General features: G+C 27.0%; 28 protein-coding genes. 7 read left to right on the top strand and 21 right to left on the bottom strand.

All coding sequences use genetic code 11. From position 1 onward, the window contains the following. Window positions 1–4: 4 nt before the first annotated feature. The 7 genes from ACNI3D_RS10415 to ACNI3D_RS10445 all read right to left on the bottom strand — a co-directional run bounded on the left by ACNI3D_RS10415 (window position 5) and on the right by ACNI3D_RS10445 (window position 3980). A complete protein-coding gene (locus ACNI3D_RS10415; protein WP_419766932.1) occupies window positions 5–784 on the bottom strand; it encodes an AraC family transcriptional regulator in 780 nt (259 codons plus the stop codon). Window positions 785–794: 10 nt separating this feature from the next. Then, on the bottom strand, window positions 795–1379 hold the full coding sequence (locus ACNI3D_RS10420; RefSeq protein WP_419766933.1) for a LysE family translocator: 585 nt from the start codon (window positions 1377–1379) through the stop codon (window positions 795–797). A gap of 151 nt (window positions 1380–1530) precedes the next feature. Further along, complete coding sequence (locus ACNI3D_RS10425; protein ID WP_129101121.1) at window positions 1531–1773, bottom strand: GlsB/YeaQ/YmgE family stress response membrane protein; 243 nt, start codon at window positions 1771–1773, stop codon at window positions 1531–1533. A gap of 141 nt (window positions 1774–1914) precedes the next feature. Continuing rightward, complete coding sequence (locus ACNI3D_RS10430) at window positions 1915–2199, bottom strand: encapsulin-associated ferritin-like protein (RefSeq protein ID WP_419766934.1); 285 nt, start codon at window positions 2197–2199, stop codon at window positions 1915–1917. A gap of 176 nt (window positions 2200–2375) precedes the next feature. Beyond that, on the bottom strand, window positions 2376–2693 hold the full coding sequence (trxA, locus tag ACNI3D_RS10435; protein WP_419766935.1) for a thioredoxin: 318 nt from the start codon (window positions 2691–2693) through the stop codon (window positions 2376–2378). 9 nt (window positions 2694–2702) lie between these two features. Next, window positions 2703–3299, bottom strand: a complete 597-nt coding sequence (locus ACNI3D_RS10440; RefSeq protein WP_419766936.1) for a peroxiredoxin — start codon at window positions 3297–3299, stop codon at window positions 2703–2705. A gap of 114 nt (window positions 3300–3413) precedes the next feature. Continuing rightward, complete coding sequence (locus ACNI3D_RS10445) at window positions 3414–3980, bottom strand: pentapeptide repeat-containing protein (RefSeq protein ID WP_419766937.1); 567 nt, start codon at window positions 3978–3980, stop codon at window positions 3414–3416. Between the two features lie 268 nt (window positions 3981–4248). Here ACNI3D_RS10445 and ACNI3D_RS10450 point away from each other — a divergent pair, with 268 nt between their 5' ends. Further along, a complete protein-coding gene (locus tag ACNI3D_RS10450; protein WP_013135808.1) occupies window positions 4249–4467 on the top strand; it encodes a cold-shock protein in 219 nt (72 codons plus the stop codon). A 72-nt stretch (window positions 4468–4539) separates the two neighbouring features. Here ACNI3D_RS10450 and ACNI3D_RS10455 read toward each other — a convergent pair whose 3' ends face one another. Both ACNI3D_RS10455 and ACNI3D_RS10460 read right to left on the bottom strand, forming a co-directional pair. Continuing rightward, complete coding sequence (locus ACNI3D_RS10455; protein ID WP_419766938.1) at window positions 4540–5625, bottom strand: methyltransferase; 1086 nt, start codon at window positions 5623–5625, stop codon at window positions 4540–4542. Between the two features lie 130 nt (window positions 5626–5755). Next, window positions 5756–5893 carry a hypothetical protein gene (locus tag ACNI3D_RS10460; RefSeq protein WP_419766939.1) on the bottom strand — a complete coding sequence of 46 codons (138 nt, stop codon included), beginning with the start codon at window positions 5891–5893 and terminating at the stop codon, window positions 5756–5758. A 230-nt stretch (window positions 5894–6123) separates the two neighbouring features. Between ACNI3D_RS10460 and ACNI3D_RS10465 the strand changes: the two genes are divergently transcribed. Further along, window positions 6124–6726 carry an HD-GYP domain-containing protein gene (locus ACNI3D_RS10465; RefSeq protein ID WP_129101129.1) on the top strand — a complete coding sequence of 201 codons (603 nt, stop codon included), beginning with the start codon at window positions 6124–6126 and terminating at the stop codon, window positions 6724–6726. Here the strand turns inward: ACNI3D_RS10465 and ACNI3D_RS10470 are convergent. The 5 genes from ACNI3D_RS10470 to pnuC all read right to left on the bottom strand — a co-directional run bounded on the left by ACNI3D_RS10470 (window position 6723) and on the right by pnuC (window position 10018). Further along, the gene (locus ACNI3D_RS10470) at window positions 6723–7190 is read right to left on the bottom strand and encodes an HAD family hydrolase (protein ID WP_129101130.1); all 468 of its coding nucleotides are present in this window, start codon (window positions 7188–7190) and stop codon (window positions 6723–6725) included. The two genes, ACNI3D_RS10465 and ACNI3D_RS10470, sit on opposite strands and share 4 nt — an antisense overlap. Then, window positions 7187–8062: a DMT family transporter gene (locus ACNI3D_RS10475; RefSeq protein ID WP_419766940.1), complete on the bottom strand. Its 876-nt coding sequence runs from the start codon at window positions 8060–8062 to the stop codon at window positions 7187–7189. The genes ACNI3D_RS10470 and ACNI3D_RS10475 overlap by 4 nt, the downstream gene beginning before the upstream one ends. A gap of 147 nt (window positions 8063–8209) precedes the next feature. Further along, the gene (locus tag ACNI3D_RS10480) at window positions 8210–8491 is read right to left on the bottom strand and encodes a high-potential iron-sulfur protein (protein WP_419766941.1); all 282 of its coding nucleotides are present in this window, start codon (window positions 8489–8491) and stop codon (window positions 8210–8212) included. A 188-nt stretch (window positions 8492–8679) separates the two neighbouring features. Next, window positions 8680–9441: a choline kinase family protein gene (locus ACNI3D_RS10485; RefSeq protein WP_419766942.1), complete on the bottom strand. Its 762-nt coding sequence runs from the start codon at window positions 9439–9441 to the stop codon at window positions 8680–8682. After that, window positions 9404–10018: a nicotinamide riboside transporter PnuC gene (gene pnuC, locus ACNI3D_RS10490; protein WP_419766943.1), complete on the bottom strand. Its 615-nt coding sequence runs from the start codon at window positions 10016–10018 to the stop codon at window positions 9404–9406. Before pnuC ends, ACNI3D_RS10485 begins: the two co-directional genes overlap by 38 nt. A gap of 198 nt (window positions 10019–10216) precedes the next feature. On the opposite strand from pnuC, the gene ACNI3D_RS10495 reads away from it, so the two are divergent. Both ACNI3D_RS10495 and ACNI3D_RS10500 read left to right on the top strand, forming a co-directional pair. Next, window positions 10217–11038, top strand: coding sequence for a phosphate/phosphite/phosphonate ABC transporter substrate-binding protein (locus tag ACNI3D_RS10495; RefSeq protein ID WP_419766944.1), 822 nt, complete (start codon window positions 10217–10219; stop codon window positions 11036–11038). Then, on the top strand, window positions 11039–12535 hold the full coding sequence (locus ACNI3D_RS10500) for an ATP-binding protein (RefSeq protein ID WP_419766945.1): 1497 nt from the start codon (window positions 11039–11041) through the stop codon (window positions 12533–12535). It abuts the gene before it with no gap. Window positions 12536–12549: 14 nt separating this feature from the next. Here ACNI3D_RS10500 and ACNI3D_RS10505 read toward each other — a convergent pair whose 3' ends face one another. From ACNI3D_RS10505 to ACNI3D_RS10515, 3 genes are all read right to left on the bottom strand, one after another. Continuing rightward, complete coding sequence (locus ACNI3D_RS10505; protein ID WP_419766946.1) at window positions 12550–12834, bottom strand: YrhK family protein; 285 nt, start codon at window positions 12832–12834, stop codon at window positions 12550–12552. A gap of 72 nt (window positions 12835–12906) precedes the next feature. Further along, entirely contained in the window at window positions 12907–13470 is a 564-nt protein-coding gene (locus ACNI3D_RS10510; RefSeq protein WP_129101136.1) for a pseudouridine synthase, read from the bottom strand. Window positions 13471–13610: 140 nt separating this feature from the next. Continuing rightward, a complete protein-coding gene (locus ACNI3D_RS10515) occupies window positions 13611–14180 on the bottom strand; it encodes a hypothetical protein (RefSeq protein WP_419766947.1) in 570 nt (189 codons plus the stop codon). 198 nt (window positions 14181–14378) lie between these two features. Between ACNI3D_RS10515 and ACNI3D_RS10520 the strand changes: the two genes are divergently transcribed. After that, window positions 14379–14810 carry a MarR family winged helix-turn-helix transcriptional regulator gene (locus tag ACNI3D_RS10520; protein ID WP_419766948.1) on the top strand — a complete coding sequence of 144 codons (432 nt, stop codon included), beginning with the start codon at window positions 14379–14381 and terminating at the stop codon, window positions 14808–14810. Next, window positions 14803–17049: an ATP-binding cassette domain-containing protein gene (locus ACNI3D_RS10525; RefSeq protein WP_419766949.1), complete on the top strand. Its 2247-nt coding sequence runs from the start codon at window positions 14803–14805 to the stop codon at window positions 17047–17049. The genes ACNI3D_RS10520 and ACNI3D_RS10525 overlap by 8 nt, the downstream gene beginning before the upstream one ends. A gap of 52 nt (window positions 17050–17101) precedes the next feature. Here ACNI3D_RS10525 and ACNI3D_RS10530 read toward each other — a convergent pair whose 3' ends face one another. The 3 genes from ACNI3D_RS10530 to ACNI3D_RS10540 all read right to left on the bottom strand — a co-directional run bounded on the left by ACNI3D_RS10530 (window position 17102) and on the right by ACNI3D_RS10540 (window position 19530). Continuing rightward, window positions 17102–17476, bottom strand: coding sequence for a DUF6622 family protein (locus ACNI3D_RS10530; protein WP_419766950.1), 375 nt, complete (start codon window positions 17474–17476; stop codon window positions 17102–17104). A 129-nt stretch (window positions 17477–17605) separates the two neighbouring features. Beyond that, window positions 17606–18406 carry a sulfite exporter TauE/SafE family protein gene (locus ACNI3D_RS10535; RefSeq protein WP_013135826.1) on the bottom strand — a complete coding sequence of 267 codons (801 nt, stop codon included), beginning with the start codon at window positions 18404–18406 and terminating at the stop codon, window positions 17606–17608. A 125-nt stretch (window positions 18407–18531) separates the two neighbouring features. Then, the gene (locus ACNI3D_RS10540; RefSeq protein WP_419766951.1) at window positions 18532–19530 is read right to left on the bottom strand and encodes an Lcl C-terminal domain-containing protein; all 999 of its coding nucleotides are present in this window, start codon (window positions 19528–19530) and stop codon (window positions 18532–18534) included. A 182-nt stretch (window positions 19531–19712) separates the two neighbouring features. On the opposite strand from ACNI3D_RS10540, the gene ACNI3D_RS10545 reads away from it, so the two are divergent. Further along, window positions 19713–22238 carry a glycosyltransferase family 2 protein gene (locus ACNI3D_RS10545; protein WP_419766952.1) on the top strand — a complete coding sequence of 842 codons (2526 nt, stop codon included), beginning with the start codon at window positions 19713–19715 and terminating at the stop codon, window positions 22236–22238. Between the two features lie 8 nt (window positions 22239–22246). On the opposite strand, the gene ACNI3D_RS10550 is transcribed toward ACNI3D_RS10545, so the two are convergent. Beyond that, on the bottom strand, window positions 22247–22594 hold the full coding sequence (locus ACNI3D_RS10550) for a hypothetical protein (protein ID WP_419766953.1): 348 nt from the start codon (window positions 22592–22594) through the stop codon (window positions 22247–22249). Window position 22595: the final 1 nt, after the last annotated feature.

Below are 22595 nucleotides of genomic sequence, written 5' to 3' on the forward strand. Positions count from 1 at the left end.
TTACTCAAACTAAAGATTGAATATACTCATAAGCTGTCAATCCATATACTCTTTTGAAGTGTCGATTTAAGTGAGACAAGTCACTAAAACCATACTCTACAACTGTTGCATATAAATCTTTTGTATGTTCTAAATATATTTTAGCATGAATCAATTTACAATTTAAAAAGAATTGATAGGGAGTTATTCCTGTATTTGCCTTAAACATTCTTATAAATTGAAATTTGCTTAAGTTTAACTCTTTTGATATTTCAGCTATATTTAAAACATCACCCAACTCATAATAAATCATCTCTTTAGCTTTTTTGACAATTAAATTCTCTTTTTTATAATCTAAAATAAAATCACTAGTAGAGAAATTATCTGTAATATTTAACAATAATTCAGAACATAAAGACTCATCTTTTTCAAATAAAATAGCAGATGATAGATTAATAATATCTTGCTTTAGTTTTTCATTATATACAATAGAAGAAGAAAACTTGACGATATCTTTTTTACCTAATGCTTCTAAAAAAAGTTCTGGTTTAATATATAATATCACATAATCTAAAGACTCATCATTACATCCTGATTCTCCATCATGTAGTTGTTCCGGATTGAAAAGCATTACTCCATTTTTATATGAAGATTGGGAAACCCCATCTAAGTTATATTTTTGAACTCCATTTAAAGTAACACCTAAAGCATACTCTTCATGGGAGTGTTTTTTGTATGAGAACTTTTCCATTTTTGCTTTTAGTGCTGTTATATCTACTCTATTTTTATAAGTAAACTTATCCATAATAACTCATTTAATTAAATACCCCTGAAATTACAACAGCACATATTATTAAAAATATTGCCATTATGTTATTTACTAACTTATTATACTTATCCAAAAAAGATTTTAATACTTTTCCAAATAAAATCCATGATAAAAAAGCAACACAAGCAATAATTGTAATCAATACCACAAAAAGTGCCAAATGCCAAAAAGAGGTATAATAAGGCAAAATAAAACTTGGGAAAACAGTCAATGCAAACAATACTGGTTTTGGATTAACAAATTGCATAAAAAAACCTGTTTTAAAAGATGAAAATTGATTTTCTTTTTTGGAAGCATTATTTATCTTTAAAATTTGATATGCTAAATATAACATATACATAGCTCCAACAACTTGTAAAATAACTATAATATTTGGCAAATAATTTATCAATAAAGAATTAAAGATAACAGATATACTTAATAATACAAAAAATGCAAATGATGCACCAATAGAAAATTCAAAAGCTCTTTTAACTCCATAATTATGTACAGTTGTAAGAATCATAATATTTGTAGGACCTGGTGTTATTATCATTAAACTACAATATAGTAGAAAAAATACAAAATTCATAATTTACCCTTCTTTTTGGTAAATTATACTTTTTAAAATTTATTAAGCATAGTACATTATTGCGGTTACTTTTAAATTAATATAAAATTTATCCTCAATAGTTACATTTAGCCAAAAAACAGGCTTACCTAACCGAAAAGTTGAATTTATATTAAACTTTTTTGACTATTTTTACAATATATAGTAATACCACAGCACCTATTGTAGACATTACAATAGAACCTATAAATCCACCTGCACTTAGTCCAACAAAAGCAAATACAAAACCACCAACAACAGCACCAACAATACCAATAACAATATTACCTATAAGTCCAAAGCCACCGCCATTCATTATTTTGCCTGCTAACCAACCTGCAATTGCACCTATTAATAAAAATACTATTATATTCATCTTTTAATTCCTTTTTATTTCATAACTTATTTAATATTAACTGAATTATATTTAAATTTAGAAAATAAAAAACTATTTATTTTAATTAAAGAGAAAAGTAAAATTAAAAAATTTTACTTTTGTATCCCTTATATTTTTTTATTAATGTGCAATCTTTTTTTCTGTAAAAAGGTAATCTTTTAACTCTTTATCAAAAGTTGCATCTTTTCGACGAATCCATTCTAAAACCATAGCGGCATGCTCTTTTTCTTCATCTCTATTATGAGCTAAAATAGCTTTTAGTTCTTCATCTTTACATGCATCTACTCTTTGATTATACCAATCAACAGCTTCTAATTCTTCCATCAAAGAAACTATTGCTCTGTGCATATCTCGTGTTTCAACACTTAATTCTTCGATTGGTTCATGATAACCTTCGCTTGCCATTTTTATCTCCTTTTTTTAATATACTTTTTATTATATTTTTTTAAACTGTAAGAGAACTTATATTTTTGAACTTATTAATTCATTATTTTTTGTATATAAAGAATAGATATAATAGTTGGATTTCGCAAGTTATGGTAGTAGTAAAGAAGCAAGGGAAGACCTTGCTTTTTTATATATTATAAATATTTATTTATTTTTTCTTCAAGAGCACCTTTTGTAGTTGTTCCAATTAATTGGTCAACTATTTCACCATCTTTAAAGAAAAGAATAGTAGGTATTGATCTTACTTGATATTTTACTGTTAAATCTTGCTCAACTTCTGTATTTACCTTACATATTTTTGCTTTACCTTCAAACTCTTCAGCCAACTGTTCAATAACAGGAGCAATCATTCTACAAGGTCCGCACCATGGTGCCCAAAAGTCAACTAATGACACACCCTCTTTTACTGTATCTTCTATATTACTTTGATCTAATTCTAAATATTTTGCCATTTTTATCTCCTATAATTTACTTTCATTTTTTCCTAAGTACTCAGCAACACCCTCTTTGTTTGCTTTCATACCTTCATCACCTTTGTTCCATCCTGCTGGACAAACTTCACCATTTTCATTTGTAAATATCATTGTATCTACCATTCTAATCATTTCATCAATGTTTCTTCCTAATGGTAAGTCATTGATTACTGCATGTCTTACTGTTCCATCTTTATCAATTAAGAATGATCCTCTAAGTGCTACAGATTCATTAAATAATACATCATAGTCTTTTGCAATTTGTTTTGTAATATCTGCAACCATTGGGAATTTAACTCTTCCAATTCCACCCTCTTCTACTTTTGTCTCTCTCCAAGCAAAGTGAGCAAACTCTGAATCAATTGAACAACCTATAACTTGTACACCTCTCTCTTTAAAATCATCTACTCTTTTTGAAAAAGCAATAATCTCTGATGGACAAACAAATGTAAAATCTAAAGGCCAGAAAAATAATACTGCACCTTTTTCACCAATATTTTCATATAAATTAAAATCTTCTACAATTTGACCATCTGCTGTTACAGCTGTTGCTGTGAAGTCTGGAGCTTTTTTTGTTACTATCATTTTATTTCCTTTTTTTCTTGTTTAATTTTTTGATAGTGGAAGTATATATAAAAAGTTTTAAAGTAAAATTAATAAATTTTATTAAAGGAAAAAAATTATCCTTTAATAAAAAAGCTATCTTAGTTTTATTGGAAGAAGAGTTAAAAAACTCAAAGCCTCAGGAAGAGAAAATGTAGCATTTTTTATATCATTTTGTTTTGGGTCAATTAAATAGTTTTTTGAAGTTTCAAAATTGGCTTTTTGTAGATTGTTTTTTACAAATACAGATTGTTCTAAATCACAAGTTTTAAAAAGTGCCTTTTCAAGGTTGCACTCTTCAAACCCAGTATCTTTAATAAGTGAATTTACAAATTTAATTTGTCTCAAATCCAAAAGATGAAAAGAGTTTTGTGAAATATTGCAAGAATCAAATTCTACATTAAAAGGTTCTTCACAAGAGCTCCAAGATATTCCAAGAAGTTTTGAGTTCTCGAAAGTAACATCATTAAATACACAATTTTTCAAAACACTCAAAGACAAATCACAAGATATAAAAGTGCACTCAGTAAACTTACAGCCTTGAATAAGACTTTTAGAAAAATCACATTTTATAAAGGTGCAGTTATCAAAATAGATAGAATCAAAGTGTTTATCATCATACTCAATAAACTCTTCTTCCCAATAATCATTTGTTTTAAACATATATAATATTCTTTTTAATTTGATTTTATAGTATTTGCTAATAAAAATAACTGAAAACTCCTAAAATAACACATCTTTTCTTCTTTACCCTAGCTTTTTAAAATAATTCAGGTATACTGAATTTAATTGAAAGATGATTTCGAATTTCATCTATGGCATGCTTTATATTGATAACCTTTCGTTGACAGTAAAATCACTCCACAAGATAGCTTCATAATTAGATTTTATATAGCACAAGTAAAATTGTGTATCAACAAAAGGAATTACAATGGCAGAATTAGTAAATGGATCAGTTAAATGGTTTAACAGCGAAAAAGGTTTTGGATTTATCGAACAAGAAAATGGTGGGAAAGATGTATTCGTACATTATAGAAACATCAACAGTACTGGATATGGTAGAGTTTCATTAGAAGATGGTCAAAAAGTTACTTTCGAGGTTGCTCAAGGTGATAAAGGTCTTCAAGCAGAAAACGTTACTGCTCAATAATAATGTTATTTTATAAGCGGTCTTTCCGCTTATAACTCTTCTAATATACTTTAAAATATCAATCTATCTATTTTACTTCTCAGATTTTTGTGCTAAAACCCATAATTCAACTTTTTCATTCTCTCTTGAATCAGTTCGTTGTGTTTTTTTCGATGAAGCTCTTACATCTCTTCGTAAGTGTAACTCTTTTCTAAAACGATTATTATTTCGTAACTCTTCTATTATAGGATGAGTACTTTCTGTATCAACCACTTGAGCTAAATTTGAAAATATTAAAACTATTTTTCCTTCAGCCTTAAGATGCTTTTGTGCCTGTTCAAAAAATCTAGGAAATAACTCCTCTTCAAAATATATAGCTTTGTCAAGCCCTTCTTCTAGTTTATGTTTTGCAAGTAACCAAGGAGGATTAAACACAATCAAATCAGCCATAACATCACAATTATCAAATAAATCACCATGATTAAGTGTTATTTTATCTTCATAACCCAATCTTTTACTCTCTTGCTCTACTCCAATAATTGCATTTTTATTTGTATCTGTTGCAAAAATATTTTCAAAACCATTTTGAATCAATTGAAATGATAAAACACCACTTCCAATTCCGATTTCGATTACTTTTTCTTTTGAACCTTCATATTTTTTTAGCCACTTATCAAATAACTTTAAATGATCAAATCGTGTTGGGAAATATGTTCCATAAAAAGGATGAAGATTTATATCTAAAGTTTTAACTTCAATTCCTTTTTGATACCACTGCCATGAACTATTCATTCCTTGAACTTCAGGAAAAGAGATATAAAATTCTGAAACCTCTGGATATAATAATTCTAACCAACCAATATGGGGAGCTTTTTTTACAAGAAGTTTATTATCTTTTACTTTTAATAACAATCTATGTGAGGCTTCTCTAAATGCACTTCGATAGTCTCTTTGTCCTTGAAAGCTTTTATCTTTATATTTTTTTAAAAGATTTTTTTTTAGTTCAGATAAAACTTCTAATCCATTGCTGTAATACTCTTCTACAAGAACATACTTTCCTGTAAGCATCTCTTCAACAGTCGCCTTTGTATCCATCTTACGATAGAAATGTATAGCTTCAATTTCTGAAGTTATAATACTTGGTCTATCGGGTTTGATAGATGATAAATCGTTATTCATATGATTATGCCCTTTATATAGTATCGCAGTTTATTATATAAAGGCTTTGTAATAGTTTGTTTTTTCTATATTGGTGTTTTTTATTGGAAAATATAATTAAATAGCTTATAAAAAGCTATTATTTTTAAATTTATTCTTCATTAGTAGGAGGAGTTTCTTCTACTGTTTCATTATTAGATGCTTGTTTTTTCTTCTGTTTTTCTTCTTTTTTCTTCTTTTTTTCTATCTCACGCGCTCGTTTTTCGTAATTGTAGTTTATTTTAGCCATTTATCATCCTTATTTTTTTATAAAAGTATTCTTAGTACATAAAAATACTATTTATCGCTTGTAGGCCTATCTTATCATATTATTTTGTCTATAATATTAAAAAGTGCATAGACATTATTTTTTCTATTAATATCTAAGTACTTTTTAATTAAAGATTAACTAAAAAAGTAAAATAAATGTCTTGTTTTAGATTTTTTATTTTTATGTTAGAATAATAATAAGGATTTAAAATGGGAATATTTGAATTAGAAGATAAAGTAATTTGTGAATGTTCAAAAGCACTTTTATTGGCTTTAGGGCAAAAAGATGAGCATACTCAACTACACTCTGAAAGAGTTGTAGCTATTTCTGAAGAATTAGGTATTTGTATAGGATTAGATGAAACTCAAATAAAAATTCTACGTATTAGTGCTGCATTTCATGATATAGGTAAAATTGGTATACCTGATAGAATATTGTTAAAAACTACTCCTTTTGATAATGAAGAATGGAAAGTTATGCAAAGCCATACTCTAAAAAGTGAAGAATTAGTAAAAAGTATGCATTTTGAAAATAGTGAAATAATAGCCAATGCAGTCAGACATCATCATGAATATTATAATGGGAAAGGATATCCTGATAAACTCAAAGATAAAGAGATATCTATATATTCTCGTATACTTTCACTAGCAGATAGTTATGATGCTATGGCATCACCTAGACCTTACCATGACAAACGAAGCCATAATGAAATCATGTCAATTCTAGAAACAGAAAATGGAACAAAACATGACCCAGAGTTATTTAAAGAGTTTAAGGAACTTATTGAAAAAAGCAAACAAAAAGTAGATTAATTTCTTAGTGTGGCTATTAATTTATTTGAATCTTTCAAATAAGAGAATACATCAAAAATCGATTTTACTAAAATATCACTATTCAACAAAGTTTCAGTACATAAGCCCTCATCTTGTAAAACTGCAATGCCCAAAATAGACTCTTTTAACATCAATTTATCATTTCGTCCATTTCCCACACTTAATGTTGTAGAAGACCCTAGATTTTTGATAAACTCTAACTTGCTAACATCTTGAGAAGACTTTGCTATTTTTATAACTTCACAATTTGTATCTCCAAGCTCTTTTTCTACACTTCCATAAGTATCAGCAGTAATTACATAAAAATTAAAAGAGTTGGAAAGTTCATTTATGCTTTTTTCAATACCTTCAATTAATTTACCATCAATAGCGATTGTACCATTATAATCAAATACAACATTTAAAATCTCTATCTCTTCTCTTGAGGGAATATTTACTTTCATTTTTTATCCTTTTTACTTACTAAAATACCACCAATTACAATAAGTATAATACCCAAAAAAGTATACATATCAGGTAGTAAATCTCCTAACAAATACCCAAAACCAATAGCAAAAGGAATATTTGTATAACTTACAACTCCAATAATACTTGCACGACTAAGACTATAAGCGCGAGTAAGAAACCATTGTGAACCAGTTGAAATAATAGCCATCAAAATTAAAAGTGCCCAAATATATAGTTCCAAATGTACTTTAAAGTGAACATAAGAAGTGAATAAAAAAAGCCCTATTGGAATAATAATTCCAACTCCCATAAATGAAAGCATAATAACTCTTGCATCATAAATATCTTTGATTTTTTTGATAGTGGCATATGTAGCTGCTGCAAAAAAACCACCTAAAACTCCCAAAATATGCTCATAAAATATCTCAATACCAAAAGGCTTCATTATAAAAACAATTCCAATAAACCCAATAATAAGAGCAAAAAAAGTATTAAGATTGATTTTTTCTTTCATCAAATAATAAGCAAGTATTGTCACAAAAAAAGGTGAGGTTTTATTTAAAACTACAGCTTCTCCTAAGGGAATAGTAGCAATTGTATAAAAAAACAATAACATAGCTACACTTCCAAATAATCCTCTTAAAAAAAGTAAATGTAACTTTGACATATCAATTGATACATGATATTTTTTTATAGTAAATAAGATAATTATAATCCCCATTAAGTTTCTATAAAATACTATTTCAATAGGATCCATACTTTCAGATAACATCTTTGCTAATGCTCCATTAACAGCTCCAAGTAATGCACTTAAAAGCATAAATAAAACACCTCTATCTATAAATAAAGATTTTTGTTCACTTGACATTAAATTCCTTTATAAACGCAATTGTATATAAAATATATAAAAAAGATTTTAAAGGTCTCTAAAAAAATAAAATATAGAATTTTGTGAGTTAAGTAATAATTAAAAAGATATAGATATTAACTCTATACCTTTTCTTCTATGTTAAAGTTATTTAGGAGGTTCTTTATATAAAGTACACCAACCATTAGCATCAATTGAGCCTTTTACAATTTTACAGGTATTTGTTCCAGGTTCAAAATGCATACAATCTTTACATGCTTTTCCATTTTTGGGTGTATCTTGATATTTGAATTGTTCTTTAGAGCCTTTTGCATGAAGTGGAGTTGTTGAAAAAGTTATCAAACTAAGAAAAGCTATACTTTTAAAAAACTCTCTTCTTTTTAACAAACTACTTATACTTTTGCTGTTTTCTTTAGATTCATGTATCATTATTCATCCTTTCTTATGATTACATTATTTTTTTGATTCTATTGAACACTTAACTTCTAATCTTTTATATAGTCACATAATTATTCTTAAATAAAAATTTTATACCAAATTTAGTTATTAAATAAAAGATAATGAACTATTTTATAAAGATAAAATTGCATTCAAATTAGTTAAGAAAAGTAAGTATTCTAATCTTTTTTTAAATCCATAAACCACAACTTGCAGATATTTTTGTATATATTAATATAAGAATGAAGTTTTATAATATCTTTTTTATTTGCTTTTTTTTGATAATTTATCAATAAAATTTTTTCCTCTTTTTTATTTAATCCAAATTCAAAACATAGCGTTGCCAAATCAAAATAACAATCATTTACTCCTGCATATTCCCAATCAATAAATCTGATATCTTTTTTGTTAAAAAGTATATTCATTGGGTTTAAATCATGATGAGTAGTTACCAATGTTTTTTTATATTTTTGTAATACTTTTAGTTCTTTTTCACAAATACAAATGCTTTTTCGTGCTTCTTTACTTTTGAGAACTTTTTTATATAACATCAATGTTTTTTGAAAATCATACGGACTACCATCACTTTTTATAGTGTGAAGTTTTTTAATCATCTTTGCTAATCGCTTTATTTCTTGAGTATTAAGGCTATTTTTATGCTTACCTTTTAAAAACTCACATATCATAAAGTTCTCAGAGGTATCTAAAAATAAAGGTTTTGCAGCAAGCTTTTTTTTATAAGCGATTTTTTGAATTTTAAACTCAAACTCTCTATTAATATTAACTGTTTCATCACTTATAAATTTTCGTATTAGATAGATATTCTTAGATGTTTTAAGTTTATAATTTATATTACAATAGCCTTGATTTTTAAGTAGTTTAAGGCTAAAAAGAGTTTCGTCTTTAAAAATTTTGCATCGTTGTAACTTTTCTATAGTCATATTCTTCTTTCCAATTTTTGTAAGCTATAAAAGCTAAAATAGTGTAAATAATAAATAATAAAGCTGTCAAGTTCAAACTTTTTTGAATATATATATAAATAGATACAGCATCAATAACAATCCAATAAATCCAGTTTTCCAACGCTTTTTTGGCAAGTAAAAAAGTAGCAAAAATAGCAAAAACAGTAGTAAAAGAATCCATATAAGCAAAACTTGCAGTAGTATAATTTGTCATAATATATCCAAGGACTAATGAAACCGCACAAAGAAGTATAATAATCTTGATATTCTGAGTTACCCCATAAGTTACAACTTCCAACTCTTGTTCTTCTTTACCTCCATATTTCCAGGAATACCAACCATATACAGCCATGATAAGATAATAAGCATTTAAAAAAGAGTCCATAAGTAATGAAACATCAAAAAATAAAATAGTATAAATCAATGTAGAAAGAAATGCAGCAGGCCAACACCAAAGACTTTGTCTAATTGCAAGAAAGATATAAGCAATAGCTAAGAACATCGCTATAGCTTCATAAGTTGTAAGTACATTAAAGGATTCAATATTATTTTGCAAAAAATCTAAGATAGTGTATCCTTTAAAAAATAAAGTAGTATTTATTCGCGAATTATAGCTTTATCTCTTTTAACTTTTATAAATTTTGTCTATTACTATGAGGTTCTAAATTTTAGAAAAAGTATAAAAAAGCACTTAATAAATAATATTAATATTATTTGTTATAATTATATTATATTTTTATAGGTGAAATACAACATGAAACTAATAATATTAATACTATCAATTTTTCTTATTACAAACTTTTGTGTTGCCCAAGAAAATTCAATCAAAATTGGTATTGCTCCTCACTCATCTACTAGAGTAATTTTACAGTCTCATCAAGATTTGAGACTTTTTCTACAGAATTATTTTAAAAGGCCTGTTCAAATTCTAACAGCAAAAAATTTTAGTGAATTTACTAAGCGTTCTAATATGGGAATATATTATGATTTGATTTTAACCTCACCAAATCTTGCAGTTCTTGCTCAAAGATTAGGAGAATATACACCTATAATGACTTACACTAAGGGCTTATCAACTATTCTTTTAGCTACTAATAAAGATATTTTAGAAAGTAAAAATCTACCACTTCATGTCATAGGATTAGACCCTGTTTCTTTTCCAACATTAGATGCGCAAGAATGGTTAGATAATAAAGGCTTTATTGATGGAGATAAAGTAAAATATACATATACAAGTGCAACAGATAGTTCAATATCTATACTTCTAAATAATAATGCAGACATGATAATTTTATCTTTACCAAATTATATAAAACTTATGACAAAAAAAACTAAAGACTTAGTACATGTAATATATCAAAGTAAACCAAAGCCAAGTAGAATATATCTAGTAAAAAGTGCAGATGGTATTACTTTAGAAGAGTGGGAAAAAGCATTAGATGCTTTTTCAAAATCACCTGAAGGTAAAAGGCATTTAGAGATCACTAAACTTGAAGGTTTTAAAAAAATTCAAGCAAATGATTTAAACAACTTGAATTCAATAGTGGATAAAACTATGGAAAGGTTATACAAATAAATGAAAATATCATTATCTTGGAAATGGGTAATTGCAAGTTTAATAATTGAAGGGTTAATGCTAACTTTAATGGTAATTAAAAATGTAAATCAGTTAGAAACAAACCTATCTACCCAAACGAATATAAGATTGGATGAACAAAAAATATTGTTAAAAAGTGCCTTAGTAGCACCTTTTGTTCAAATGGATTATGCCACAATTAATGCGATTTTAAATGAAACAAAAAATATCCCAACTGTAGATTATTTGGTAGTTGTAGATAATCAAAATAATTGTATTGCCAATGTTGGGTGGAAGGATTGTTCAAACTTACCAACAAAAGAGTTAGATCCTTTTAGTAAAAAATCATTGGAAGATGAAAGATTTGATACAAGTATTCCTATAAGTTTATTTTCCCAATCATTAGGTAAAGTCTATTTAGGTCTTTCTACAAAATTTTATATTCAAGCAAAAAAAGAGATGATTACTCGTAGCATTATTATTGCATTGATAGAATTAATATTATCAGCAATTTTACTTATAGCAATAAGTAAATGGATTACAAAAAATTTAGTTAAATTGACCCATAGTGCAAATGCAATTGCACATGGAGATTATTCACAAAGAATAAATTTGGGAGATAGTAAAGAGACATTTGAACTACAAGAATCTTTTAATCTTATGGCTAAAAATATTGAAAAAAACATAATCGACTTAAAATATTTAAATAAAAAAGAAAAAAAATTATTTGAAAATCTCAAATCCCAAGTAGAAAAAAATCATGAACAAGATATTCTTCTAAAACATCAATCAAGAATGGCAATTATTGGGGAGATGCTTAATAATATTGCTCATCAATGGAGACAACCTTTAAGTGCTATTACTATTCAAATGAGCAGTTTAAAACTAAGAAAAGAATTAGAACTTTTAGAAGAAAATGAAATAGAAAATACAGCAGATAGTGTAATGAAATATGCAAATTATTTAAGTAGTACAATTGATGATTTTAGAGATTATATAAGAGATAATAATGATAAAAAAGAGTATTTCAACATAGAAATTTCTTTAAATAAAGCCATTGATATAGTATCTGCTTCTTTAAAAAACCATTTTATCACACTAAATATTATACACTGTGAAGATGAATTATTCGTAGATGGTGTAATAAATGAATTAACACAAGTTTTTATAAATATTCTTAATAACTCAAAAGATATATTAAATGAAAATGATATAAAAGATAAAGTAATTGAAATAGAGTTTTTTAAAAAAGACAATGAAATAACTATTACAATACAAGATAATGCAGGTGGAGTTAGAGAGGATATTATCGATAAAATATTTGACCCATACTTTACTACAAAATATAAAAGTCAAGGTACTGGAATTGGGTTATATATGAGTACAAAAATTATTCATGAACATTTTTCAGGTGAGATACTTGTAAAAAATGAAAACATAACATATAATAATAAAACTTATAAAGGTGCAAAATTTTATGTAATTTTACCAATATAATTTTTTATTAATATTTAATTTTTATATTTTTTTTGTTCTTCATTATATATTCGTGATACATGAATCAAACTAAGTAGCTTTATTAATGGCTTTATTAAAAACTGTGCACTACCCACTATAAACAACCAAGTACCACTTTGCATAAGAGAATCATTTAAAAAGAAAATACTTCCAATTAAAAACCAAATGGCAATAAGTAAATCATTTATAACACCTAATGCTTCATAACGACGCTGAATTACAAAATGCCGACTTCCTATATCTAAATCCAATTCATTGTTTTTTTCATAAAAAACCACTAAGTTCCTCCAGATAATACTTTTTCTACATACATTATATGAAAAAACTCTAATAAGAAGATAAGATAAGATTTAAAATAATGTTTTCTCTTCCTCCAAAGAAAGATAACGCCATTTGCCAATCTCTACGTCAAGTTTAAAGTTTCCTATGCTGATTCGATTTAAGCTTAAGACTTTCAAAGGTGTTCCAAATTTTGGATCTTTTAGTGCGCCAAAAAGCCTACGAATATGCCGATTCTTGCCCTCTTCAAGTTCCACTAAGAGTTTTGTTTTAGCACCACCAATACCTACTTTTACAACTTTTGCCTTTAATAGACCATGAATACTTTCCACTCCCTTACTGGCTTGAAAAATATGCTCATCAGTAACATAGCCCCTAACCCAAATCTCATATATCTTAGTACAATTGCCAGGTTTAGTTAAAGCATCACCTATCTTGCCATTAGTTGTAAATAACAAAAGCCCTTTAGACTCTAAATCAAGACGCCCTATTGGCATCCAGCCATCGTGAAAAGCCCAATCAGGCAATAAGTCATAAACTGTCTTTCTCCCAAGGTCATCAGTTCGAGTGACCAAATATCCCTTTGGCTTATTAAGTACTAAGAGTATCTTAGAATCATTTGCTGTAATATTCATCAGGTATATCCTTTAGGTATTTTGATAAGCCCTAAATTAAGATTTTGCAAATAAACTTTAATTGTGAGATTCTCTATTTTAAAATATTTGTTGACATTATAGCCATTAAATTAGCAATGACAGGAAAATAAAATCTTCTTTTATAATTGATTAGTATTTTGCCCTTGAAATTTTGAAAGTAAATAATTTAATTGTTCCAGATAAGCTACTTTATTATAATTAGTTGAGTCAGAATTCATAAAACCATGTAAATAGTCTACTTTTGAAGTTTTTACATTTTCTTTTTTGCATAAGTCAGATTGCAATTGTAAGACATCAAAATGCTTTTCCATTTTAGGAAAAATTAACTCCACTTCAAATAAAGGATTTACCTCTTTAAACTTTCTAATTTGAGAACCATAATAACAGACTCCATAGTTAATATTTTTAACTAATGGATTTTCAGATAATTTCCAAATCACAGAAGCCCCAACACTAAAGCCAATCAAGATAGTATCTAAAGAGATAGATGTAATTACTTCCAGTAATTTAAACAAATACTTATCAAATCCTACCTTATCCATAAAATAAGAATAGGCTTCTGCTTCATTTTTAAAGTCCATATTTATCCCATCATATGGATCTACAATAAAAGTAGTATTTAGCTCTTCACCTAATTTCTCTAAAGCAGGTGTTTTGCCAAATACATCTGAAATTAAAATTATATTCATGAAGCTCTACTTTATTTAATAAATTATCATATTTTACACAAAGAATCTATAAGTTATATTTTATTTCTTTATTTTTTTAAATTTATTGGTAAAGAAAGAGTAATTGATGTATCTTTATTTTAATTATCAAAGAAAGTTATTATAAATAATTTCTTTTATGATATAATTTCTTTTTAGAAACTATATTAAGGATGAGTTATGAAGAAACTAAAAACTGCTTTAATAAACTTACAATGTGAAATGGTTGCCCAAAGAAATATTGTCAACCCTGATTACATCTCTTGGTTACAATACGATATTTTGTATCAATTAAATAAGCAAAAAGAGATATTACCTTCAGAGTTAAGTATTTTACTAGGAACATCCCGTACAAAATTATCAAAAGCCTTAAAAGAATTAAAAACTTTAGAATATATTCAACAATATCCTAATAAATTAGATGGTAGAGAGTTATATACATCAATTAGTAAAAAAGGTGGAGATTTTTTAAACAATGTCTTAGAAAAGCATAATTCTTTATACCAAACAGCAAATGAAGTTTTATCACAAGAGGAACAAAACAAATTTGAAGAACTTGCAAATAAAGTCTCAAATGCTTTAAAAGAAAAAAGAGTTAATAACTATGAATAAAAATATAGTTATTAAAAATGCAACAACTAATAATCTTAAAAATATATCTATAGATATTCCAAAAAACAAAATAATTGCAGTTACAGGAGTATCTGGTTCTGGAAAGTCTTCTTTTGTATTTGATACAATCGCAAGCCAATCCCAACGCTTGTTAAATGAATCTTATTCAAGTTATATTCAAGATTTATTACCAAAATATAAAAAACCTACTTTTGATTCTATTTCTAATCTTCCAGTATCTTTAGTAATAAATCAAAAAAGAATTGAAGGTAATTCTAGATCTACAGTTGGAACTATCACTGATATTTATACAAACCTTAGATTACTTTTTTCTAGAATTGCAATACCATTTATTGGATATTCGATGAATTATTCTTTTAATAATACTGAAGGTATGTGTTCTATTTGCAAAGGTTTAGGAGAGATAAAACAGATAAATATTGAAAGACTGATTGATTTTGATAAATCGTTAAATCAAGGAGCAATTCTATTTCCAACTTTTCAAAATAATGGCTGGAGATTATCAAGATATACTGAATCTGGTTTTTTCAACAATGATAAAAAAATATCCCAATATTCAAAAGAAGAACTTGATTTACTTTTATATTCAAAAGAGATAAAACCTGTAAATCCAACTACAAAATGGCATAAAACTGCCACATACCTTGGTGTAGTGCCTAGAATAGAAAATGTATTTATTAACTCTGAAACAACTCAATACAAAAAAGAATTAAATAATATATTAGATGTAAAGGTATGTTCTCAATGTAAAGGAACAAGATTAAACAACAAAGCTTTAAGTGCAAAGATTATGAATAAGTCTATTGCAGATTGTTCTAGTATGTCTATTAATGAACTATTTGATTTTATAAATAAAATAGATGATGAAAAAGTAAGTATTATTATAAATGATTTAAAAAAGAAATTAAAAAGTCTACAAATTGTAGGACTTGATTACTTATCTTTAAATAGAAATACAAATACTTTATCAGGTGGGGAATCACAACGTATTAAAATGACAAAATATCTTAATAGTTCATTATCAGATGTATTATATATTTTTGATGAACCAACTATAGGTTTACATCCACATGATATAAAAGGAATTGCCAATATATTTAAAAAAATTAAAAATAATGGAAATTCTATTTTATTTGTTGATCATGACAAAGATATAATATCAATTTGTGATAAAGTAATAAATTTTGGAGAAAAAGCTGGAATAAATGGTGGGAATATTACTTTTTACGGTACATATGAAGAGTTATTAAACTCAAATACAATAACAGCCAAAGCTTTTTTAAAAAAGCACAGTATCAATGAAAAAGAAAAAGATTTTTCATCTTTTTATACACTTGATAATGTCTCAAAAAATAATATCAAAAATCTTTCAGTAAAGATACCTAAAAATGCACTAACTTTAGTAACAGGAGTTGCTGGTTCTGGTAAAAGTACATTAATCAGATATCTTTTTAAAAATAAATACCCAAAAGCTGCAATTTTAGATCAAAGTTTACCCCATACAAGTGTTCGTTCAAATATAACAACATACTTAAATATATACAATGAAATAAAAAAACTATTTGCAAAAGCAAACTCTGTAAATGCAAATATATTTTCTGCTACAGGAAAAGGTGCTTGTTTGGTTTGTAAAGGCAAGGGTTTTATAAAACTTGATTTAGCTTATTTGGGAAATTCTACGCAAGTATGTGAGAAGTGTAAAGGGAAAAGATTTAATGATACAGCTCTTTCGTATTATTACAAAAATAAAAATATAAGTGAGATTTTTGACTTATCCGTTCAAGAAGCATTAAAGCTATTTTTTGATAATTCACTTATTAAAAATAAATTAGAATCTATGGTTAATGCAAACTTAGATTATATTAAATTAGGGCAAACCCTTGATACTTTTTCTGGTGGAGAATTACAAAGATTAAAAATAGCCAAAATGTTAAGTGAAAACATAGATGAAATAATAATCTTAGATGAACCAAGTACAGGTTTACATGAAGCAGATATAGAAAACTTGATAAAACTATTTAATGTTTTAATAAAACAAGGGCATACTTTAATTGTATTAGAGCATAATTTATCAATAATAAGCCAAGCCGATTGGATTATTGACCTTGGCTTAAAAGGTGGAAGTCTTGGAGGTAAACTATTATATCAAGGCTATTTAAAAAACTTTTTAAATAAAGAAAACTCATTTACTGTTAAGTATTTAAAAGATTTTTTATAATATTTAACTAATATTTTTTTATTTAAAAAATAAGAATAAACCTCTACTTTACTTATTTTATTATATATTTTGACTTTATTGTTACAATACTTCGAGATACAAATATTCCACATAAAATTCCATATAATAAACTAATAATAGCAATAAATTCTATTTCACTAGCAATAGGTAATTTTCTTGCAATAACAACTGCAACAAAATATTTAATAAAAAAAATAACTAATATAAGAATCATTGGTATCCAACTACCAGGAATATTAAAGCTATCGTCAGATTTATTATATTTGACATTTTTTGGAAAAGAGAGTTTTAATCCTATAACTAAAGATATAACTCCACCAATAAAATATAATATTAATGCATACTTTATTGTTCCAAAAGCAGAATAAATGCCAGATATTGATAATAAAATCATAACAATAGGCAAAATTAAAATTCTATTAATTTTTTTCTTCTATCTTTTGTTTGAGAATAACCTAAAACAACTAATCCTATAAATAATATAAAAACCCAGTTTGGTGTATGTTTAATTATTTCAACTATCACATTTTTCCTTTTATAATACAGATATTATCATCTTAATACTCAAAATTACTGCCAATACTCCAAAAACTTTTTTAAGCTTTTGGGTGGGAAGTATAGATGCATATTTTACACCTAAAGGAACAGTAAAAATACTACTAATTGCCACTATTATTACAGCTGGCATATAAATATAACCGATGATATAATTTTGTAAATCACTATTACCAAAACCATTGATTGCATAACCAATAGTACCAGATATGGCAATAGGAAAACCAACAGCTGCTGAAGTACCAATAGCCCGCTTCATATCAAAGTTTTGATGTACCAAATAAGGAACAGTTAATGACCCTCCTCCAATTGAAACTAAGGCTGAAATTGCTCCAATTAAAGTTCCAGTAAATATATTTCCTACTTTTCCATGTGGAGTTGGGTTTGATTCATAATGGGGTTTACTAAACATCTTAAAAGCGACATAACTCATAAATACTCCAAAAAACAGTGCCAAATAAACACCTTTAAGATAAGAGGCTAAAAAAGTAGCACTAAATGTTCCTACCAAAACTCCTCCAGCTATTTTAAGAGCCATAGATGTTTCGATATTATCTTTTTTATAATGAGCACGCATACTTGAAAATGAGGTAAAAATAATTGTTGCCATTGAAGTTCCCAATGCCAAATGCATGATTTTTTCATGTTCAAACCCTTGCATGGCAAATAAAATAGTAAAAATAGGAACCATAATACCTCCACCACCAACACCTAATAATCCAGCTAAAAATCCAACTAATAGTCCTAAGGCAACATAATCAATTAAAAATATTACACTCATATTTTTCCTTATTTTTTATCATAATTTTATAATATATATACAAATTAATGTACAAGAAAAGTTACATTAGATATCGGAATTCTTGGGACACTAAAGTATAAGTCTACTTGGATTAAAAATTCCACTTATAAATCTCCTCCATTACGAATACATCGAACATAATTATAAGCATTTTTTAAATCACTATATCCATCTCCATTATCAAAGTATATACTCCAAGCACGTTCACCGTTATTATTATTTGAAGTGATGCTCCAATACCAATTAGAACTGACATTTTTCAATTTATTTTTTTGAGTAGAAAGATATTTTAATTCGTCTTTTGTAGGTAATCTCCAATCTTTAAAATTAGCAAGAGTTAAATTTTTACAATAAGTTATAGCTGTATCACCAACTGTATTGAGATAGTTTTTAGCATCATAGTTTACTTTTGTTAACCATGGTTTTTTAGTTTCTAATACTGCATTATTATCTTGCCACATTAATTTTTGTTTTTTATCTATATAAATACTCTCTTTCCTCTGTCTTTCTATTCTTTCTCTTTGAAGCTTCTCTCTTTTTATTCTTTCTTTTTCCAATTTTTCTTTGGCTATTTTATCTTTTTGAGCCTCAATATCAAAATCTAAAATAATCTCTTCTTTTACATCTTTATGTATTTCAATTTTTATACTTTTATCTAAAAAGTTATCAGCACTTATATCAACTTTATAAATTCCACTGGGAACTCTAATATTAGATTCATATTCTTTACCATTTAAGAGTATTTTTGCCTTAGGTACATTAACAATTAGTGTTATGAAATATGTTGGTTCTGTTTCTATCTCATCTAGAGTAACCCACACATCACTTTTTAGATTATTATTCTTTGTTTTAGCAAGTCGAGCATAATTCTCTTTAATATCAACAATATCATACTCTTCTGCTCTTTTTAGGACTTGTAAAACTTTTTTATCTTTTCCATAATCATCATAAGCATTTACATCGTCTTTTATATAGATTTTTTTAGTAATATTATATTTATTTAACATAACTTGTAACTCTTTTTGATGAGGCAAACAAGCACTCATAATAAACATCATAAAAATAGATAAAAAGAGTTGCACAATATTTTTTCTTTCTTTCACAATAAAATCTCCATTCACATTTTCAACATTATAAATTTTTAAAAGATTAAGTTCGAAATTATAGCAGATATAAATTAATCAGCTATTATTGCATATCAGATTCATAAGCTAATAAGTAGCAATATTTTTATACAATTCTTATCTTATAAAAGCTATCAATTATCATAATACAAAGGATAAATTTGAGATATATTATATTTAGTATTATCATTGCAGTCTTATTTCAAATATTTTTTTGGATTTCGCATAATACTTTAGTCTCACTAATTGAATCACCATCAAAAAAAGTTGAATCACTCTCGTACACCCCATACTATGGTTATGAAAAAAAAGTTTTATCACCTAAACAAATAGAAAATGATTTAAATATATTAGCCCCCATTACAAAAAAAATCCGAACTTACTCTTCAATAGATGCAGAGATTATTTTAGAAGCCACAGCGCAAACAATAATACCTATTGATTTAGGTATTTGGTTAAGTGGTGATTTTAAGCAAAATGACATAGAAATTCAAAAAGCTTTAAAGTTACTCAAAAAATACCCAGATAGAATTGAAAATATTATTGTTGGAAATGAAGTTCTACTAAGAAAAGACTTAAATAAACATGAACTCTTTGCCTATATTGACTACATGAAAGAGTTTACTGATAAACCAATCACTAGTGCTGAGACTTGGGATATTTGGGAAAAAACTCAAGATTTATCTAATCATGTTGATTTTATAACTATACATATCTTGCCATATTGGGAAGAAGTACCTATAAAGAAATTTACAAGTTTTGTTATGGACAGATACAATAAAATTCAAAATCTTTTTCCAAATAAAAAAATATATATTGGAGAGATAGGTTGGCCAAGTAATGGTTATAATAATGTTAATGCTGTACCTAATTTAAAAAATCAAGCGACAGCAATAAGAGAATTTATAAATCTTGCTAAAAACAATGCTTGGTCTTATAATATTATTGAAGCCTTTGATCAGCCTTGGAAAGGTTATGCAGAGGGAAATATAGGACAATATTGGGGGATATTTGATGCAGATAGAAATTTAAAATTTAAATTAGTCGGGGATATAGAATTAAATCAATTTTGGTTTTATCAAATGATTGCTGCAATTATAATAGGGTCTTTATTAACAATTTTAGGACTAAGAAATAAAAAGTTAAATATGTATCATGCTTTAGCTTATGCCATTGTAGCTCAAGGCATGGCAGTGGGTATTGTGATGGCATTTATGTATCCTTTCATCAATTATATGAATTTTGGGATGTGGGGAATGTGGGGAATAGGAACATTCTTAATGATACCTCTTGTCATTATGACCCTTACAAAAGCAAATGAACTATTTAAATCTTCAATTGGGACAGCTCCTACAAGACTACTTCCCCTTAATTTAACATCTGATAATATCCCTTTTGTTTCTATTCATGTACCAGCATATAAAGAGCAACCTCATGCCTTAGCTGAAACTTTACAAGCTCTATCTAAGCTACAATATCCAAACTATGAAGTTCTCGTAATAATTAATAATACACCAGAAGAGTTTTATTGGAAACCAATTGAAAAACTATGTAAAGAGTTAGGTCATAAATTTATATTTATGAACATAACTTGTACAGGCTTTAAAGCTGGGGCATTAAATAAAGCCTTAGAACAAACAAACAAAGAGGCTGAAATCATAGCAGTAATCGATGCAGATTATGTGGTTGAACCTGCTTGGCTAGTTGATTTAGTTCCTTTATTTGATGATCCTAAGGTTGCAATTGTACAAGCCCCACAAGATCATAGAGATGGGGATGAATCCATAATAAAAACCGCAATGAATGAAGAATATGCAGGTTTCTTTGATATTGGAATGATTGATAGAAATGAAGAAAATGCCATAGTTGTACATGGAACAATGGTTATGGTTAGATTAAGTGCAATGCTAGAAGTTGGTGGATGGGGAACAGATACCATCGTAGAAGATAGTGAACTTGGGCTTAGGTTATTTGAAGCAGGTTATATAGCACACTATACAAATAAAAGATATGGTTATGGTCTTCTTCCTGATACTTTTGAAGCATTTAAAACTCAAAGACATCGATGGGCTTATGGAGCTATACAAATTCTAAAAAAACATTGGAGAGAGTTTAAACCTTCATCTAATAAATTAAGTTCCAGTCAAAAGAAAAAGTTTATTACCGGATGGATTTTTTGGCTAAGTGATGCCATGGGACCAATAATGGCTATTATGAATCTTATTTGGGTTCCTGTTATTGTTTTTGTTGGTGTTACAATTCCTACTATTCCACTAACAGTTCCAATTATTACTGCATTTTTAGTAAATGTTTTACATACTTTTATTTTATATAGGATCAAAGTAAAAGCTAGTTTTAAAGAGACTTTCTTAAGTTCTATTGCCTCTATGAGTCTACAACTTATTATTTTTAAAGCAGTTTGGGATGGATTTGTAAAAGATGGGTTGCCTTTTAAAAGAACACAAAAAGGTGGAAAAGTTAAAAAGAGTGATAACCCAATAATATATGAAACTATTTTATGTTTATTATTACTAATCTCTTTTTTCACACTAATTTATATAAATAAAACAAGAATAATAGAAATATATGTATTTGCAATAACTATATTTATTCAAAGTATCCCCTATATCTCAGCAATTATTATGAGATATTTAGAATTATACTCTATAAAAAACCAGAAAAATTAGTTATTATTTTATTCACCATTTAAAACAGACAGAACTGTTGCTCTTGAAGTACCTAGTTCTGTTGTTATCTTTGATATATTTATATCACCATTTTCATTGTAATACTCTTCATCATCTAGCATTTTTAATATAGCATCTTTTTTATCAAGTATCTCTTGAGATGTTTGCCTAGTTTGAAAAGTAAAATCTTCTTCCCTCATAGTTTGAAGTGCTTCTAAATCTTTTTTTATAGTTGGAACTGTAACTTTTAACTCTTTTGCTAAATCTTTTGGGTCTTCAATACCACGCAAAATCAAATCTCTTAAAGCTATTCTTCTAGTTTTTATTTTACGCCTACGATGATAAGATATTTTCATA

Origin of the sequence: Arcobacter siniprincipis (SeqCode) (assembly GCF_048571125.1) — a bacterium.
Classification (GTDB): domain Bacteria; phylum Campylobacterota; class Campylobacteria; order Campylobacterales; family Arcobacteraceae; genus Arcobacter; species Arcobacter siniprincipis.

Bases quoted from the DNA above. Each gene is read 5' to 3' on its own strand.
- ACNI3D_RS10415 (WP_419766932.1), bottom strand. From the start codon at position 784: ATGGATAAGTTTACTTATAAAAATAGAGTAGATATAACAGCACTAAAA.
- ACNI3D_RS10420 (WP_419766933.1), bottom strand. From the start codon at position 1,379: ATGAATTTTGTATTTTTTCTACTATATTGTAGTTTAATGATAATAACA.
- ACNI3D_RS10425 (WP_129101121.1), bottom strand. From the start codon at position 1,773: ATGAATATAATAGTATTTTTATTAATAGGTGCAATTGCAGGTTGGTTA.
- ACNI3D_RS10430 (WP_419766934.1), bottom strand. From the start codon at position 2,199: ATGGCAAGCGAAGGTTATCATGAACCAATCGAAGAATTAAGTGTTGAA.
- trxA (WP_419766935.1), bottom strand. From the start codon at position 2,693: ATGGCAAAATATTTAGAATTAGATCAAAGTAATATAGAAGATACAGTA.
- ACNI3D_RS10440 (WP_419766936.1), bottom strand. From the start codon at position 3,299: ATGATAGTAACAAAAAAAGCTCCAGACTTCACAGCAACAGCTGTAACA.
- ACNI3D_RS10445 (WP_419766937.1), bottom strand. From the start codon at position 3,980: ATGTTTAAAACAAATGATTATTGGGAAGAAGAGTTTATTGAGTATGAT.
- ACNI3D_RS10450 (WP_013135808.1), top strand. From the start codon at position 4,249: ATGGCAGAATTAGTAAATGGATCAGTTAAATGGTTTAACAGCGAAAAA.
- ACNI3D_RS10455 (WP_419766938.1), bottom strand. From the start codon at position 5,625: ATGAATAACGATTTATCATCTATCAAACCCGATAGACCAAGTATTATA.
- ACNI3D_RS10460 (WP_419766939.1), bottom strand. From the start codon at position 5,893: ATGGCTAAAATAAACTACAATTACGAAAAACGAGCGCGTGAGATAGAA.
- ACNI3D_RS10465 (WP_129101129.1), top strand. From the start codon at position 6,124: ATGGGAATATTTGAATTAGAAGATAAAGTAATTTGTGAATGTTCAAAA.
- ACNI3D_RS10470 (WP_129101130.1), bottom strand. From the start codon at position 7,190: ATGAAAGTAAATATTCCCTCAAGAGAAGAGATAGAGATTTTAAATGTT.
- ACNI3D_RS10475 (WP_419766940.1), bottom strand. From the start codon at position 8,062: ATGTCAAGTGAACAAAAATCTTTATTTATAGATAGAGGTGTTTTATTT.
- ACNI3D_RS10480 (WP_419766941.1), bottom strand. From the start codon at position 8,491: ATGATACATGAATCTAAAGAAAACAGCAAAAGTATAAGTAGTTTGTTA.
- ACNI3D_RS10485 (WP_419766942.1), bottom strand. From the start codon at position 9,441: ATGACTATAGAAAAGTTACAACGATGCAAAATTTTTAAAGACGAAACT.
- ACNI3D_RS10495 (WP_419766944.1), top strand. From the start codon at position 10,217: ATGAAACTAATAATATTAATACTATCAATTTTTCTTATTACAAACTTT.
- ACNI3D_RS10500 (WP_419766945.1), top strand. From the start codon at position 11,039: ATGAAAATATCATTATCTTGGAAATGGGTAATTGCAAGTTTAATAATT.
- ACNI3D_RS10510 (WP_129101136.1), bottom strand. From the start codon at position 13,470: ATGAATATTACAGCAAATGATTCTAAGATACTCTTAGTACTTAATAAG.
- ACNI3D_RS10515 (WP_419766947.1), bottom strand. From the start codon at position 14,180: ATGAATATAATTTTAATTTCAGATGTATTTGGCAAAACACCTGCTTTA.
- ACNI3D_RS10520 (WP_419766948.1), top strand. From the start codon at position 14,379: ATGAAGAAACTAAAAACTGCTTTAATAAACTTACAATGTGAAATGGTT.
- ACNI3D_RS10525 (WP_419766949.1), top strand. From the start codon at position 14,803: ATGAATAAAAATATAGTTATTAAAAATGCAACAACTAATAATCTTAAA.
- ACNI3D_RS10535 (WP_013135826.1), bottom strand. From the start codon at position 18,406: ATGAGTGTAATATTTTTAATTGATTATGTTGCCTTAGGACTATTAGTT.
- ACNI3D_RS10550 (WP_419766953.1), bottom strand. From the start codon at position 22,594: ATGAAAATATCTTATCATCGTAGGCGTAAAATAAAAACTAGAAGAATA.